The 14,775-nt window shown below is 39.5% G+C and carries 18 protein-coding genes and 1 pseudogene; 17 read left to right on the top strand and 2 right to left on the bottom strand.

The features are described 5' to 3' along the window. Positions 1 to 184 precede the first annotated feature (184 nt). The 12 genes and pseudogenes from PUT07_RS24320 to PUT07_RS24375 all read left to right on the top strand — a co-directional run bounded on the left by PUT07_RS24320 (position 185) and on the right by PUT07_RS24375 (position 8,348). On the top strand, positions 185 to 739 hold the full coding sequence (locus PUT07_RS24320; RefSeq protein ID WP_274471241.1) for a DUF3231 family protein: 555 nt from the start codon (positions 185 to 187) through the stop codon (positions 737 to 739). A 348-nt stretch (positions 740 to 1,087) separates the two neighbouring features. Then, a complete protein-coding gene (locus PUT07_RS24325) occupies positions 1,088 to 1,567 on the top strand; it encodes a hypothetical protein (protein WP_274471242.1) in 480 nt (159 codons plus the stop codon). Between the two features lie 661 nt (positions 1,568 to 2,228). Beyond that, the gene (locus PUT07_RS24330; protein ID WP_127455728.1) at positions 2,229 to 2,339 is read left to right on the top strand and encodes a YjcZ family sporulation protein; all 111 of its coding nucleotides are present in this window, start codon (positions 2,229 to 2,231) and stop codon (positions 2,337 to 2,339) included. Positions 2,340 to 2,703: 364 nt separating this feature from the next. Further along, a pseudogene (locus PUT07_RS24335) lies at positions 2,704 to 2,933 on the top strand (AbrB/MazE/SpoVT family DNA-binding domain-containing protein). A gap of 307 nt (positions 2,934 to 3,240) precedes the next feature. After that, positions 3,241 to 4,029 carry a hypothetical protein gene (locus tag PUT07_RS24340; RefSeq protein ID WP_274471243.1) on the top strand — a complete coding sequence of 263 codons (789 nt, stop codon included), beginning with the start codon at positions 3,241 to 3,243 and terminating at the stop codon, positions 4,027 to 4,029. Between the two features lie 5 nt (positions 4,030 to 4,034). Continuing rightward, positions 4,035 to 4,496, top strand: a complete 462-nt coding sequence (locus PUT07_RS24345; RefSeq protein WP_274471244.1) for a hypothetical protein — start codon at positions 4,035 to 4,037, stop codon at positions 4,494 to 4,496. A gap of 191 nt (positions 4,497 to 4,687) precedes the next feature. Continuing rightward, positions 4,688 to 5,251 carry a PBSX family phage terminase large subunit gene (locus PUT07_RS24350; RefSeq protein WP_274471245.1) on the top strand — a complete coding sequence of 188 codons (564 nt, stop codon included), beginning with the start codon at positions 4,688 to 4,690 and terminating at the stop codon, positions 5,249 to 5,251. A 279-nt stretch (positions 5,252 to 5,530) separates the two neighbouring features. Beyond that, complete coding sequence (locus tag PUT07_RS24355; protein WP_274471664.1) at positions 5,531 to 6,310, top strand: phage portal protein; 780 nt, start codon at positions 5,531 to 5,533, stop codon at positions 6,308 to 6,310. A gap of 23 nt (positions 6,311 to 6,333) precedes the next feature. Then, positions 6,334 to 6,522: a phage portal protein gene (locus PUT07_RS24360; protein WP_274471247.1), complete on the top strand. Its 189-nt coding sequence runs from the start codon at positions 6,334 to 6,336 to the stop codon at positions 6,520 to 6,522. Between the two features lie 81 nt (positions 6,523 to 6,603). Then, a complete protein-coding gene (locus PUT07_RS24365) occupies positions 6,604 to 7,125 on the top strand; it encodes a hypothetical protein (RefSeq protein ID WP_274471248.1) in 522 nt (173 codons plus the stop codon). A gap of 60 nt (positions 7,126 to 7,185) precedes the next feature. After that, positions 7,186 to 7,644 carry a phage holin family protein gene (locus PUT07_RS24370; protein ID WP_274471249.1) on the top strand — a complete coding sequence of 153 codons (459 nt, stop codon included), beginning with the start codon at positions 7,186 to 7,188 and terminating at the stop codon, positions 7,642 to 7,644. Beyond that, on the top strand, positions 7,641 to 8,348 hold the full coding sequence (locus tag PUT07_RS24375) for a glycoside hydrolase family 73 protein (RefSeq protein WP_274471250.1): 708 nt from the start codon (positions 7,641 to 7,643) through the stop codon (positions 8,346 to 8,348). The genes PUT07_RS24370 and PUT07_RS24375 overlap by 4 nt, the downstream gene beginning before the upstream one ends. A 66-nt stretch (positions 8,349 to 8,414) precedes the next feature. Here the strand turns inward: PUT07_RS24375 and PUT07_RS24380 are convergent, their stop codons facing one another. Continuing rightward, positions 8,415 to 9,197, bottom strand: coding sequence for a squalene/phytoene synthase family protein (locus tag PUT07_RS24380; protein WP_274471252.1), 783 nt, complete (start codon positions 9,195 to 9,197; stop codon positions 8,415 to 8,417). A 350-nt stretch (positions 9,198 to 9,547) separates the two neighbouring features. On the opposite strand from PUT07_RS24380, the gene PUT07_RS35665 reads away from it, so the two are divergent. From PUT07_RS35665 to PUT07_RS24390, 3 genes are all read left to right on the top strand, one after another. Continuing rightward, entirely contained in the window at positions 9,548 to 9,733 is a 186-nt protein-coding gene (locus PUT07_RS35665; RefSeq protein ID WP_379240505.1) for a DUF3973 domain-containing protein, read from the top strand. Positions 9,734 to 9,951: 218 nt separating this feature from the next. After that, positions 9,952 to 10,506 (top strand): CBO0543 family protein, encoded by a 555-nt coding sequence (locus tag PUT07_RS24385; protein ID WP_274471253.1) that lies wholly within the window; start codon positions 9,952 to 9,954, stop codon positions 10,504 to 10,506. Between the two features lie 615 nt (positions 10,507 to 11,121). Continuing rightward, positions 11,122 to 12,114 carry a DUF3231 family protein gene (locus PUT07_RS24390; protein WP_274471255.1) on the top strand — a complete coding sequence of 331 codons (993 nt, stop codon included), beginning with the start codon at positions 11,122 to 11,124 and terminating at the stop codon, positions 12,112 to 12,114. A 231-nt stretch (positions 12,115 to 12,345) separates the two neighbouring features. On the opposite strand, the gene PUT07_RS24395 is transcribed toward PUT07_RS24390, so the two are convergent. Further along, positions 12,346 to 12,894 carry a DUF3231 family protein gene (locus PUT07_RS24395; RefSeq protein WP_274471258.1) on the bottom strand — a complete coding sequence of 183 codons (549 nt, stop codon included), beginning with the start codon at positions 12,892 to 12,894 and terminating at the stop codon, positions 12,346 to 12,348. A gap of 299 nt (positions 12,895 to 13,193) precedes the next feature. Between PUT07_RS24395 and PUT07_RS24400 the strand changes: the two genes are divergently transcribed. Both PUT07_RS24400 and rsmD read left to right on the top strand, forming a co-directional pair. Further along, on the top strand, positions 13,194 to 13,694 hold the full coding sequence (locus tag PUT07_RS24400; protein WP_274471259.1) for a CBO0543 family protein: 501 nt from the start codon (positions 13,194 to 13,196) through the stop codon (positions 13,692 to 13,694). Positions 13,695 to 14,207: 513 nt separating this feature from the next. Next, a complete protein-coding gene (gene rsmD, locus PUT07_RS24405) occupies positions 14,208 to 14,765 on the top strand; it encodes a 16S rRNA (guanine(966)-N(2))-methyltransferase RsmD (RefSeq protein ID WP_274471260.1) in 558 nt (185 codons plus the stop codon). The last annotated feature ends 10 nt before the right edge of the window (positions 14,766 to 14,775 follow it).

Genomic DNA, 14,775 nt, shown 5'->3' on the forward strand with positions numbered 1-14,775 from the left:
CAAGTGAGATCATATATGTTTTCTATGATATAAATAAGAGGCGGTATTATGAGTGGACTAGGGTTGAGCCGGTTCTTTTAGTTCGATCTGAGGCTGCGTAATGTTGCGCAAACATTAAACTAGTGAGCGTGATGGATTGTATAATTTTCATAAATAATGGAATACCAAATAAAGGGGTGAAGTCATGACAAGTATTCTAAAAGCTGTAAATAGTCTAATTAAAACATTTATTGATGATGAGCCAAAACCACCGTTACATGTAGGTGAGGTTATGGACCTTTGGAAATACCTTGTGTTTATCGAGGAAGCAATTGTTCTTGAACAAATTGGAAGGAATACTACAACCGACTCAGATTTGATTTCTTTACTTACTGATGCCATTGATATGTGCAGCACACATTCCAACCGGATTAAGAAATTTATGGAGGAAGAGGGAGTGCCAATACCTCCTTTACCTGAAGATAAAACGAAATCAAGCCCAAATGCTGTCCCAATGGGTGCGAAAATGACTGATGATGAAATAGCGAATATTCTTTCGGCAAAATTGCTTTTGGCATTTAAAGAATGTGCAAGAAGCATGACTGAAACATATCGGAATGATATAGGACTTAAGTGGGCTGGTTTTATGCTCGAACATGCGAAGTTTGGTGCGGAATTGAAAACAACAATGAGGAAGCGAGGTTGGATTAAGGTCCCACCTCAATATTTTCCGCCAGGGCTACCTACAGAAATTAATTAGATACAAAGTAAGCCTTATACGTTTTAGTTAAAGAGGAAAGCTGTTCATTAATAATATAAGTCGCCTATTTGGCGGTTTTTTTGATGTCATAAATAAAAGAAGGACGCGCTAACGTTTTTCTAGTCCCCGGAATATTCCCAGTGAGATCCTGTATTCTGTGATGTTATTAAGAAGAGATTTTATGAGTGGGCTGGTATAGAGTCGGTGCTTCTAGTTCGAGCGGAGGCTGCGTAGTTTTCGTGCTACCAAAGAATAAATAAATTTTGTCCTAAACGCATAGTCCGTACTTGTCTATTCAACATATGATGGCAAGAATAACTATGATGATTAGAAGGAAGAGTGACCAGTATGAAAACTTTACATCGGTCCAAAAGTAAACACAGACGCGTGGATAAAGGACCAAAAGCATTATTTGGTGCGTCGGCTACTATTTCAGCACAAGCACAAGCTAACTTAGGAACACCGGTATACGTAGTCCTTAAAGATGGGTCTTTCTATTATGGCATTCTGAAAGAAATTGGAGCCGATCAAGTCATTCTTCAAGGATTCAAAGGAAATCAAAAGATTTCTAAGAAAAAAGGGAATTCTAAGGTGCATATCTCTGGTTTAGGTGGCTTGGGTAACATGCTTGGGCTGTTAGGTGGCGGGGGGCTTGGAGGATTGCTTGGAGGAGGTTTATCTGGTGGATTGTTTGGTGGGCTTGGTCAAGGTGCAGCTACTAACACTGCTGGGGTAGGCGGTTTATTTAGCAACTTGGGCAGCTTTATGAAGCTTGGGATGGGTGTCATTTCGTTTATCACGCCATTAATGAAAAATTTCTCAATTTAAGTGCTTAGCTGCTACCTGAATTTAGGAATCGCTTTTTTTATGCGATTACACTCTCTCAGATGTTAAAAGCATAAATTACGATACATTTTTGTGTTCCTCAGCGCTTACCTTCGATGGTATACGTCCATCATCACATCAGCTTTTGTATGGTAATTCCTTAATCCCATAAAAAGAACAACGAGAAAAAACGGCCGCAAAGTAAAATACGGGCAGTTTTTTCTCGTTGTTCTTACTATAAAAGAAGTCACCCTTAATCTTAATCTCAGGGTGACTTCTTTATGGTAATTGAAGGTGACACATGACATGAGTAGCCTGCTGGGGCTCAATATATAAGATTCAAGTTTTAAAATAATGCGTGGGCACATAACGGGAATTTGCGGTAATTATTTTTGGGTTCTTATAAAAAGGTATTTAACCCGGTATTGAATGAGCCGAACACTGTTCGATTTAATTGCTCGGGTATTTTGAAAAATGCAGATCGGATATCCAGTGGTACAAATTCATAAGCACCAACATAGCTGCCGTCACGGACTTCCGAATTCTTTATTATAAATGCTGGCCATCTAAACACTCAATTTGGTACATTCGTCCAATCACTCACTAGTTAAAGAACATAATCTATACCGTAATGAAAAATCACGACCGAGGGGAATGAGTACACATGGGAGCAGTAGGTTATGGTGGTAGTTGTGCAGGTTATGGTAATAACGCAGCAGCTATTTTGGTTCTTTTTATTCTTTTAGTTATCATCACATCAGCTTTTGTATGGTAATTTCTTAATCTAACTGAGAACAACAAAAACGGTCCTATCGCGAACAGATGCGAACACAGGCCGTTTTTTCTCGTTGATAATCCTTAATATTAACGGGCTGCAGAGAAAATGGGGTAACTTCCTTTGTGTTCGCTAACGCTGAATGTTAGTTAAATAACATGCATAAAGGAAGCCTCTTTGCGTAACAGCGCAAAAATCATTGCAGTGAAGGTACACTTTTTTTCGTTTTTCTAATTTTTCAATTGTAATAATATATATAACACATTACTGATTAATTTAGGGGGAAAAGTCAATTGTAAACTTCGCTGACCTACAACATTTCTTTAATATCCGATGATCGCCAGGGCTAAATCGAGAGGTGATTATGTTGAAAACAACAGGAATTGTACGCAAAATAGACCAATTAGGACGTATTGTTTTGCCGATTGAACTAAGGAAAATAATGAATATTGATAATAATGATTTATTAGATGTTTTTCATGATGAGAAAGAATAACAATAAAGCGATATGCCCCAGCTTGTGCATTTTGTGATAGTACTAACGAGAATGTTTATTTCAAAGGGAAATTTCAACCAAGGGACGCAGAACGTTAGCGTTCAATAAATGCAGCGGAGTGAATTTGGCGTTTTTTTATTCTTAACCATAGCAAAAAAGAAGGACGAACTAACGTCCTCCATAGCTACTGGAACACTCCCGGTGAGATCATGTAGTTTTCTATGATATTATAAATAAGAAGTGGTACTTTGAGTGGACTGGGGTTGAGCCGGTTCTTTTAGTTCGGGTAGAGACTGCATAAATTTGTTGCTAAACCATTGAACGAACGGAAGCTTATAAAGTCATGTATAAACACAGTGTATTTTTGGAAACATATGTCTCAAAAAGGTTTGTAATGGTGGATAGATGAACAACTATACAAATGACAATACTGCTAGAAGATATAAGGCGCATGTTAGTGTCATGGGAACAACTCAACTACATTTAAGAAATCCTTATATTATTGCCTGGTGGTCCGCAGCGTTTCCGGGATTCGGGCACATGTTATTATCAAAGTATCTTAGGGGGTATGCATTATTTATTTGGGAAGTTGCTGTTAACATCAATGCTCATGTAAACTCATCAATGATTTATTCATTTCAAGGAAATATACACATGGCTAAAGAGGTATTAAATACAAGGTGGCTTATTATGTATATTCCTGTTTACCTTTTTGCTATATGGGACAGTTATCGGACTACAGTAGATATGAACAGGGTTTATATTTTAGCCGAACGCGAGGAACATCGTTATAATTCATTTTCATTAGGCGCTTTAGAAATTAACTACTTGGACAAAAGAAATCCGCTTGTTTCTGTTATGTGGTCAATGTTTATCCCAGGCTTAGGACAGCTCTACATTCATAGGATTTTAACTGCTCTTTTTGTCATTGCTTGGTTAGTTGCATTTTTTTATTACTCGCATATTCAGGAAGCTATTGTACTCCTGTTTTTAGGAAAAGTTCAAGATGCTACTTCTGTTTTAAATCCAGAATGGCTCCTTTTTATTCCTTCGCACTACGGATTCGCTATTTATGATGCATACATGAATACTGTTGAGAATAACAAACTTTTCGAGAAAGACATAAGGAATCATTTAACCGAAAATTATCAATCCAAGAATTTCAAAATACTAAAAAGACAAAAAGTGAAGTGATATCTTTGCAACTGTTTTCAACCTTTGAAACCCATGGATTTTTAGAATTGGCAGTTTTAACGTTAGAAAAGAAAGGGATTCCAAAAGAAAGTATTTTTGCTGTTCCCCTGGATAATAGAGCAGAAGACCGTAAAATTTTTGATACCCTTCATCGCTCAGATGGTACAAGCCTTGTTGACATCGGCATGGGGTTAGCTACTGCATTTTCAGTCATTGGAGCGAGTATTGGATTTAAATTGGCGTGGGGACCAATCTATTGGGGACTGATCGGTGCGTTTGTTGGATTTGTTCTTGGTTTTGCTATTCGTCTGTCTATGGAACTGGTGATAAAGAAAAAGAGAAGACTTCTAAAGGACAAACATTCTGAAATCATTTTAATTATTGATTGTGAAGACACACAAGCTGAATTAATTGAGAATATCCTTTGGAGTCACTTTGCCTTAGGAGTAGCGAAAGTACAAGTTTAATAGAACACAGGCTTGAAATTTACAAGATAAATAAACAGGGCTAAGTGTATTCCGCTCACTTGGTACGATTTTGTCTAGGGACGTTAGCTCAATAACAAATATGAGAACGCCTTTTGTTTTATTTAAGTTCATAAATAAAAGAAGGACGCTCTAACGTCCTCCTTAGGTACCGGAACACTCCCGGTGAGATCATGTTTGCCGTTGCAGAAGGTGCCATCTATGAGAACTGGCGTGAAGAAGAGTTTGAGTGGCGTGACATTGCGAAGCTGCCAGGTTATAAAGCCATATTTGGTCTGGATTTTGGTTACACGAATGATCCGAGCGCTTTTGCCTTGGTCCATAAGGACTTGAAGCGAATCTATATCTTTGATGAACACTACGAGGGGGCTCTGACCAATGACAAGATCGCAGAGATCATCAAGAAGAAAGGCTTCTCGAAAGAAAAGATTATTGCGGATTCTTCGGAGCCTAAGTCCATCGACGAGATTAGGGGTTATGGGATTAATCGGATCCGGGCTGCTGAGAAGGGACCGGACAGTGTGATAAACGGTATTTCGTATCTTCAGCAGTATGAGATTATTGTGCACAAATTTAAATGTCCAAATGTCAGTGTGGAACTGTCCAGTTATGTTTGGGACCAGGACAAGACCGGGCGCTTCTTAAACAGGCCGATTGATGATTTTAACCATGCTATGGATGCTCTGCGCTATGCCATGGAACAGATCCGAAAAGGATCGGGTATTTCTTTTGATTAATTATAGCGAAGTGAGTGAGAATTGACTCCAGAAATGCAGACTATTGCAGCCATTCTCCGAGCCGACGCCATCGAAAGCTCGTTGATCAGAAGGTAGGCTATCTGCTTAGTAAGCCACTCAGCATTCCTGAAAATACAGCCTATGAAGACTTGTTAAAGGATTTCTTTAATAAGTCTTTTTTGCGCCTATTGCAGTCTGTTGGCCGTGAGGCAATAAACAAAAGGAAAAGCTTGGGTTCATATCTACTATAGTCCAACCGGCAAGCTATCTCTTAAAAGAATTCCTTCTGAGGAGTGTATTCCTCTCTGGCGCGATGCTGCACATACGGAGCTCGATGCACTTATACGTATTTATGAGGTTGAAGTGTACGAAGGTAAAACCAAGAAGGTCATCAAGAAGATTGAGTTTTGGGACACAGCAGGCGTGAAGAGATTCGTTCTTGATGGGGTAGGCATGACACCTGATATTGAAGCCGGCGATAGTGGTACCCACTTCACACTCGTTGAAGGAGAAGACAAACAAGTTCCTTTGAATTGGGAAAGGGTGCCATTTGTCTGCTTCAAATATCATGAGGACGAGCTAACGCTAGTGAAATTCGTTCAGGCTTTGGTGGATGACTACGATCGAAAGAAAAGTGATAATTCCAATAATCTAGACGACTTACCAAACAGTGTCTATGTTATCAAGAACTATGATGGACAGGATCTAGGCGAGTTCCGGCGTAATCTTTCGGTGTTTCGTGCGGTTAAGGTAATGGATGATGGCGCCGTAGAAACACAATCTTTAGACATCGATACCGAAGCCTACAAGACTCATCAAGAAATGAACCGTAAGGATATTTACGAATTCGGACGCGGCGTCGATACGCAGTCTGACAAGTTTGGAAACAGCCCTAGTGGAATTGCCTTAAAGCTTCTTTATCAGGATTTGGACCTGGACGCTAACGATATTGAAACGGAATTTCAGGCGAGCCTCGAGCAGCTGCGATGGTTTATTGACACTCACCTTGCTAATAGTGGTTTGGGGGACTCTCCGAGGAGTCGGTTGATTTCATTTTAAACCGTGACATTCTCATCAATGAAATGGATACCATCACTAATGCGAAGAACAGCGTAGGTGTGATTTCAGAAGAGACCATTGTAGCTAATCATCCATGGGTGACGAATGCTCAGGACGAAATGAAGAGATTGGAATCCGATCGGATGAAAGCAATGGATGATCTTGCCTATGAAGCAGTTCAAGACGGTATTCTCCGATGGTCTAGAGCATAAGAACGCCTTGATTGGGCGATTTTGGGCAATGAAGGCTGCCGTACTAGCAGCATCGTCTATTGAGGAAGTTGAGGGGATTGTATGGTGAATTTACAACCATGTGATGTGATATTCGTCAAACGTCGTCGTGATCCAACTTTAGAAGATAGATTAATCGGTAAGCTTGTCAAATGGGCTACGAAGAGTGAATACTCTCACGTAGCCTATTTAGTATGTCCGGGCGTCACTTTTGAAGTTAACCCATTTCAGCGTGCAGGTTATGGTTCGCTTTATGAGTATGCAGAATTCGAAGTAAAACGACTTATGTTTAGCCAGGAAGTACGAGATAGAATTCTCAGAAGAATCCAAGAAACCGAAGGAAGTAAATATGGATGGGGAGAGGTGTTCGCGCTTCTGTTAAGAAAGAGGCTAGGGGTACCGGTATTTTACGATAATTCAAAAGCATTTGAATGTGCTGAGGAATTATCTAAAGCTGTCTACGAAGAAACTGGCATCCGAATAATTGATCAATCAACAGGGGACGTGAGTCCTCAGGATTTATGGGATTCGCTGTTTTTAGAAAAAGTGAGAAGTGAGTTGGAGGTAGTAAGTACAGAGAATTGATACACCCGACATCCAGATTTACATCAAACAAGCCTACTGAAGGTAGAGAGAGGTAAATATATGTCTACTAAATTTATTCTATCCACTATTACATCTGCAGCATTTGGTGCAACCGGTAAGGAGTCAGTTTTTGGGAGTGTTGTTGCCGCCGCAGGTACGTTTATTGCTGCTGCAATGGGAGGCTGGGATATTGCGATCCAACTCCTTGTTTACTTGATGGTTGCTGATTATGTATCCGGGGTTCTGGGAGCTATTAAAGGAAAAAAAGTGAACAGCGATATCATGTTTTGGGGTGGGATTCGTAAAGGGATTGTTCTGCTCGTTGTATTATTAGCAGTGCAACTTGATCAGTTTATTGGTGGAGATGCACCGATTTTCAGAACTTTGGCTATTTATTTTTATGCCGGCCGTGAAGGTTTATCTCTAATTGAAAACTTCGGTACACTAGGTGTTCCATGGCCGCCAGCTATCCAAAACATGCTTGAGCAGTTGAAACAGAAAGGTGATGGTCAGAAATGACCAAACAAAGTTTCATTGAGCAAATTGCGCCTGCAGCAGTCGAAGACATGATAAAAACTGGTGTACTTGCGAGCATCACCATAGCACAAGCATGCTTAGAAAGCGCATGGGGGCAGTTGGCCCCCGGTAATAATCTGTTTGGCATTAAAGGTAGTGGCACTACTCAAACCACACAAGAGTTTATTAATGGGAAATGGGTTACCATCGAGGCTGGTTTCCGTGTATACAATGACTGGATTGGTAGCATAAAGGATCATTCTGAATTTCTCTTGCAAAATTCTCGATATCGGAAGGCGGGTTTCTTCGATTGCTGTATTAAAGGAGATTACGCGGGAGCGGCACGTGCATTACAATCTGCTGGCTATGCAACCGATCCGCAGTATGCTGCGAAGCTGATAGGAATAATTGAAAACACTAACTTAAATACATACGACCAGGAGGCTTATTATATGAAGGAAGTCATTCAGAAATTACAAAATCAGATATCTGCGCTCGAAAGTATGCAGTTGACGTTGCTTAAAACTGCAGAGGCACACATAGAAAAGATCAACGCTCTTGAAAAGATTGCGAATATGCCCGTTCCTGATTGGGCCGAAAGGGCCGTTGCTACAGCTGTACATTGCGGGCTAATCGATTCTCCAGAAGGACGCAGCCACGACTTTTACAGTCTGCTTACTATAATTTATCGCAAAGGACTTTTTTAGGTGATAAAAGTCCTCTTTCTTCAATGAATGAGGGCTTTTATTTATTTTAAAAGTTTGGCAATTACATTATCCGGTCACACGATTCACAATTTTTACAACAGCATCTCTCGTTAACTTACTTCCGCCTGCAGCGATGAGGTTGACTGTAGCATGGGCTAACGCTAATGGTACCTTGCAAAATTTTAACGCTGGACCATCCTTCAGGTCTGCGATATAAGAGTCGGCGGTTTGTAAATTTCGGCATGTGTACTGTTGCATTTCCTTAAATCCCCAGCCATCAGGAAAGAAGTCAACGCCACGGTTAAGATCCTCAACTCTATTTCGGAGGATGTTTACCGCTTGTAATCCTCTCCCGAATGCAATCGCCTTCATTAAATCAGATTGCGTTCCGTCATGCCATAACCAAAGTTCTGATAACATTTCTCCAACCATACCAGCCACGCTATAGGTATATCGGTCCAGATCCTCTTCTGTATGAATGTTCCACCCGTTGTGAACCCATTCAGCCATATGTAACGCCATCTTTGCGATGTAATGATATACGATTGGGGCCCCGGAGGTCGGACAAAGAAGCGCCCATTCATCAAGTTGCATCGTAACTGCCGGTAATTCCGTCCGATAAGGAGATAGAATTTTTTGTGTTGCTTCCTTAATATCCGGGGATGTAAATGCTTCGTTTATTCCAATAAGTAATTCCATCTTCAATTCGTCTGTGAGTTCATTATGATCCTCGATTTCGTCTATTGCCCGCATACAAAGATAGGCAGATGCGACTGCCTCCTTTAGTCCAAAATCCAAGTTACTTATTGGTATATAAAAAGTACGACTCGTTTTCTTTAACATGGTCATTGCTTCATTCAGGGCGACGTTATTAATGAGTATCCCTCCAAGTAATAGATAAGGTTTAAATTATTCATGGCTTGCGTTGTTCCAAAGATACTTACATGTGCTTTGAAACGCCGGTGTTTGTTATCTAAGTTTTTAAAGTTATCCATAGAAACATCCTTGTGATCGAATATAAAGTGATACAACTAAGTATTACCATTTCGTGTAAATTAAAATGGAAATACAGTTAAAAAAGAACTCGTTGATTTATTAACTGAACATGGAGGAAGGTTAAACTAAATATATAATAACGAACGAGTAAATATACAACACACTCCTAATAAAATCGTCTATACTTAGAAGGAAGGGAGGTCGTGATTTTGAACAGTTATTTTTGTTTTCAGTGCAATATGGTGCATGTACGATCTCTTATGCCAAACGAAACAATCTTTAAAACTGGATTCAGTTATGTAAACTTAAGTTTGCTTCATGCAGGCATATGTAATAGGCAAAATGATATTTACCAACAGAGAATTAAACGATATACAACTCATCCCTGAATTAAAAACAGATTTTAAAAGCACAGACCTTTGCGTCAGTGCTTTTTTGGGTTAACTTAAGATGTTGTATTTGATATACGATCATTTGTTTTAATGAACAGCTTTAACAGATAGGTTACTGCCCTCATGTGCTTAAAGAATCAACTTCGTACTGATTATACTATTGTGTATAAGTATCAGTATTTTGAAAATAATAACTCCGGTGAGGGGGGTATTTCATGGATAAAAGAGACATCGTTGAACTTATAGATAATAATGTCAATCAAGTTCAATTACTAATTCATGAAAGAGTACACATCTGGCAAGAGTATGTTCTCTTTTCAGGCTTATGGTGGTTGGGTGTATTCTTAAGTATTATTCCTTGGATAGTTTGGTTCTTGGTACGAAATAAACATAGTACTGATCGTATTCTATACGCTGGATTTTTCGTCATGGTCATCTCACTTATTTTAGACATACTTGGCGATCAGTTAGGGTTTTGGCACTACAGATTCAATGTTATTCCAGTCCTTCCAACTTATTTCCCATGGGATGTAACTCTAATGCCTATAACGATAATGTTTCTTATACAAGTAAAACCTAGAGCGAATCCGTACCTTAAAGCAATATTGTTTGCGCTGCTTACTTCATACGTTGCAGAACCATTTATCACATGGCTTATGATTTATGAGCCGCTAATATGGAGATTTAGCTATTCAGTTCCAATTCAGTTTATAATTTATTTATTTGCTAATTACATAAGTAGAAGAAATAAATATAAAGAATTGGCATGATGGCTCATGAATATTTCAATACTTAGATACCCCTTGACACATCCTCGCGTCCACACGCCAAGGTGTTTTTCTCTTTCTAATGGCCTATCGAAAAGCGTTTTCTATCCTTCTATGTATTTCAATAGTCAGATTAATGCATTAAGAATAGGCTTTCTCCCTTTAACACAATACCAATAAACGGAATATAATATTGATGTAAGATTCCACCTCTAAGTCATTTAGCCGTTCCTGCGGGGCTAGATGACTCTTTTTTATATCTTTACAATGCAATGTGTGCCATAATTTAAGTTGGCCTGGGGAAATATTGCTCCGGGCTTTTTTTATTTGAATTCCAATAATCATCTAATAATCTGTTCAAAGGATTCACAAAGATGCGATGTTGTAACTACCGGTATGATCGACAGTTCATTTCGTTAACGATATTGAAAATGTTAGAAATAGATCAGGTCACTGTGACATAAGTTTGTCCCGATAAATTGGAAGCTTATTTTATCAGGTGTTTAAAACTATGGGTGAGCGAGAAATAACAACAAATTTTACATATTGTATTTTCTCATTGGGGAGATTAATAGTAGCTTTTACACCTTTTAACTCTAGAAAAGAGGACTATGTATTATGAAATCAGTGCTCACAGGAACTGAAATGGGGAAACTTTGGGCGACTTATATCGGAAACACAATGGGAAAGTGCGTGCTCAGTTATTATCTAAAGCATGTAGATGATCCCGAGATTAAAGCGGTTTTAGAATATGCATTAGATTTAAGCAATAATTATATCCAAACGATTAAGCTTTTCTTTAATCAAGCAGACTTTCCTATACCTACTGGGTTTACTGATAGTGACGTGGACTTGAAAGCGCCTCGTTTATTTATTGATGAGTTTTATCTTCATTATTTAAAGTATGCGAGCAAAGGGGGGATGAGTCTCTATTCAATTGCTGTTCCATTAGTAACAAGAAGAGATATTCGGGATTTTTTTATCAAATGCGTTGAAGATACAATGAAATTGCAGTCCGTTGTTGCGGTGGTTTCAGAAAATAAGAATGAGCTTATGAATTCGCCTGTGATTCAGCCCCCCGAAAAAGTTGATTTTGTTCATAGCCAAAAGTTTTTAGGCTCTTTTTTTCAAGAAGGTAGACCCCTACAAGGATTGGAAATTGCGCATATCTTCGGAAATCTGAATAACGATATCACTAGTAAAGCACTTATCATTGGGTTTACTCAAGTAGCAAATGACAATAAGGTAAGAAAATTTCTAGAGCGCGGAAAGAATATTAATCAAAAGCACATCGAATTGTTAACAGAAAAATTGTCTCAAGATGGATTGCCTTCCCCGACACTTAAAGATCATTTGGTGACTTCTTCCACAATCTCGCCCTTTTCTGACAAGCTCATGGTTTTTCACAAAGTTGACATGTTCAATGTGAAAATTAGAGAATATGCCAATGGCTTATCGCTAAACGGAAGAATAGATATTGGTGCTTTATTTTTGAAATGTCAATCGGAAGTAATGCTATATGTGGAAGATGGCGCAAATCTCATGATTGACAACGGATGGTTGGAAAAACCACCAGAAGCAGTTGACCGTAGTAAACTCTTAAACAAATAAATTCTTAACCACAGAAACGTGTTCACTCGACTAATAGTTCAAACACTAAAGATCAAGATGATAACAAACCAAATCATGTGGTAAAAGAAGAAGAGATAAAGATAGTCGGATAATAAAAAAGCCCAGGGGATGCCCACGGGCTTTATTCTTCGTCCAATGCTTCCTATACAAGCTATTAGGAACAATTATGCTAATAACCCCCCCCAATATGCACTAGCTGTTAGTTGTTACTTATTCTTTTGGGATTCCTACAGGTTTAAAGTAAGGAGGGACGGTTATCCATCCCTTTTCTATCATCATGGATTTAAGGGTTGTGCCGTACTTTAAAACTGTTGTCATGAACCCTAAAAACATAACTCCAACATCCCCTCTAACTGCCTGGGACATTGCCAGCCCTATGAAAGCAATGTACCCAGCCGTCTTTACAGCAATAAAGTTTGCAATTTCTTTATCAGAGAAACGAACACCTAGCGGCACTAATTCCTGATCAGACTTGGGTTTTTCAGATGAAATATCTGGTAAAGGGATTCCTTCATTTATCATGAACTCTTTTAGACTAGAAATAGCTCTTTCTGTTTCCTCTTTTGCCCCATTAATTGCGTCAATTAGCTTAGCATCTGTCGTTATGTTCAAAAACACCCCATAAAAAGCAATCGCTTCTCCAAGGGCGGTATAGAATGTCCATAAAGACATAACCTCTCCAACATGCAATGGTTGTTTTGGTTCATCATCTAATTCGGGTTTGAAATAACTAGCAATTGTTTCAATAATATTCGTCATGCCTATAGCCTCCAGAATTCTGGTTACTTTTTTATTATTCCATAGTTCAAGTTTGATATGTATTATAACAATGTGATGAGTCTTCCCCACTGGGTCCAATAGCAGAGTGGGGATTTTTGTAAATATTAATGAAGAAACAACAAGCCCAAGGGTAAAGTCCCGTGGGCATTTTACATCAATGGCTAACTGTCATGAGGCAGCTGTTCCCAGGTTTCGTTAAAGTGAAAGGCAGCATAACTGAAGAATATGTGGGCAGAATCTTAAACATAGGAATTTAATGCGGTTGAGGCGAAAAACGTATGCATGCTGGTTTAGCAATACTAAGTATAATAACAGCCTTGTGGGGGTCAGACAGTAGCCATTGGAAGAAATATCATTCAACTATGCTTTATATGACCTCAGGAGCATTTTTGTATGAATTTTTGATGAAAGATAATACGATGTGGAAGTTCCACCCTGATTTTTTGTTTAATTACACTGTAACGGTAGTTGTTTACGCGGTACTTACGATGCCTCTAAATATTCTTCTCTTTCTAGCCACACTTCCGGAAAATGGTTTTTGGAAGAAATCCCGTCATATTGCCTTATGGATAACGATTTATGCTTCGATGGAATGGGTAATGGTTCATACAGGTCGAATAACGTATCAAAACAACTGGAACCTTTTCTATTCGATTTTGTTCGATATCATGATGTTCCCAATGATGGTATTACACAGTCGTAGACCTGATATAGCTTATCTGCTCTCAGTTGGGATCGTTTGCTTTCTCATCTACGCGTTCAATGTGCATTTAGATTAAAATATGTTGTCCTCATGTATTGTTCTAAGTAATGAAGTGTCAGTATTAATATAATGAAGAAACAAATAAGCCCTAGGATGAATTCCCAGGGCTTATTTTACTTATCTAAAATGATTCAGTGGGAGTGATGTTGATTCGTTCCATTTTGCTTAGGGAAATTTCGTCCCCAAACCGTCCCCAATAGATAAAATTTATAACTGTACTATACGGCTTTTAATCTCTGTTATACTTAACAAAACTCTTATAAGACAAGGGTTTTATAAAACTGTACCATAAAATAATAACGACGGCCCTGTTACGGGCCGTCTCATGGGAGAGGAGAAACCGGACGAAGAGCTTATGGGGAAACGTAAGTCTTCTCCGCGGTTGTCTACGACATTCTCTGATGTCGATAGTTCAAGGATGACCGTTTTACAGGAAATTTATACATCGGCGGCATAAAATTTTTGTGTCGGCATAACGCTTGTGGTACGATAGCAAAAGAATGAACAGCCAGAAGGGGAAAAATGCAAGATGAGAGTGATTTCAGGCACGGCCAAAGGAAGGCCGTTAAAGGCTGTACCCGGTGTCAGCACACGACCGACAACGGATAAAGTGAAAGAGGCGATCTTCAGCATGATCGGCCCTTATTTCGACGGCGGGCAGGTGCTCGATCTGTTCGCCGGGACCGGCGGACTCGGGATCGAAGCGTTAAGCCGCGGGATGGATAAAGCTGTCTTCATTGATATCGAGAAGAAGAGCATCGACACGATCCAGCATAATCTGCAAGCAGCGGGTTTGAAGGACCAAGCGGAAATTTACCGCACGGATGCCGCGCGGGCTTTGAAGGCGCTAGCGAAGCGCGACCAGCAATTCCAACTCGTTTTCTTGGATCCTCCGTACAAAATGAAGGTCATTGCAGATCTGATTGGAGCGATGGAGGAATATGCGATCGTAGGTGCGGAGACGACAATTGTTGTGGAGCACGATGCGAAAGATGTGCAAGAAGACGGTATCGGCCAATTTCGGCAACAGCGAAGAGCTGACTACGGGGATACCGCTGTGACGATTTATAAGCCGCCCGTAGAGTGAAGAAAGAGAG

It is taken from the genome of Paenibacillus sp. MAHUQ-63 (assembly GCF_028765165.1).
In the GTDB taxonomy this organism is placed as follows: domain Bacteria; phylum Bacillota; class Bacilli; order Paenibacillales; family NBRC-103111; genus Paenibacillus_E.

Excerpts from the sequence above, each read along its gene's own strand:
- PUT07_RS24400 (WP_274471259.1), top strand. The coding sequence starts at position 13,194 with ATGCATGCTGGTTTAGCAATACTAAGTATAATAACAGCCTTGTGGGGG.
- PUT07_RS24375 (WP_274471250.1), top strand. The coding sequence starts at position 7,641 with ATGACCAAACAAAGTTTCATTGAGCAAATTGCGCCTGCAGCAGTCGAA.
- PUT07_RS24385 (WP_274471253.1), top strand. The coding sequence starts at position 9,952 with ATGGATAAAAGAGACATCGTTGAACTTATAGATAATAATGTCAATCAA.
- PUT07_RS24390 (WP_274471255.1), top strand. The coding sequence starts at position 11,122 with ATGAAATCAGTGCTCACAGGAACTGAAATGGGGAAACTTTGGGCGACT.
- PUT07_RS24365 (WP_274471248.1), top strand. The coding sequence starts at position 6,604 with ATGGTGAATTTACAACCATGTGATGTGATATTCGTCAAACGTCGTCGT.
- PUT07_RS24325 (WP_274471242.1), top strand. The coding sequence starts at position 1,088 with ATGAAAACTTTACATCGGTCCAAAAGTAAACACAGACGCGTGGATAAA.
- rsmD (WP_274471260.1), top strand. The coding sequence starts at position 14,208 with ATGAGAGTGATTTCAGGCACGGCCAAAGGAAGGCCGTTAAAGGCTGTA.
- PUT07_RS24350 (WP_274471245.1), top strand. The coding sequence starts at position 4,688 with ATGTTTGCCGTTGCAGAAGGTGCCATCTATGAGAACTGGCGTGAAGAA.
- PUT07_RS24320 (WP_274471241.1), top strand. The coding sequence starts at position 185 with ATGACAAGTATTCTAAAAGCTGTAAATAGTCTAATTAAAACATTTATT.
- PUT07_RS24360 (WP_274471247.1), top strand. The coding sequence starts at position 6,334 with ATGGATACCATCACTAATGCGAAGAACAGCGTAGGTGTGATTTCAGAA.
- PUT07_RS24330 (WP_127455728.1), top strand. The coding sequence starts at position 2,229 with ATGGGAGCAGTAGGTTATGGTGGTAGTTGTGCAGGTTATGGTAATAAC.
- PUT07_RS24380 (WP_274471252.1), bottom strand. The coding sequence starts at position 9,197 with ATGACCATGTTAAAGAAAACGAGTCGTACTTTTTATATACCAATAAGT.
- PUT07_RS24395 (WP_274471258.1), bottom strand. The coding sequence starts at position 12,894 with ATGACGAATATTATTGAAACAATTGCTAGTTATTTCAAACCCGAATTA.
- PUT07_RS24370 (WP_274471249.1), top strand. The coding sequence starts at position 7,186 with ATGTCTACTAAATTTATTCTATCCACTATTACATCTGCAGCATTTGGT.
- PUT07_RS24340 (WP_274471243.1), top strand. The coding sequence starts at position 3,241 with ATGAACAACTATACAAATGACAATACTGCTAGAAGATATAAGGCGCAT.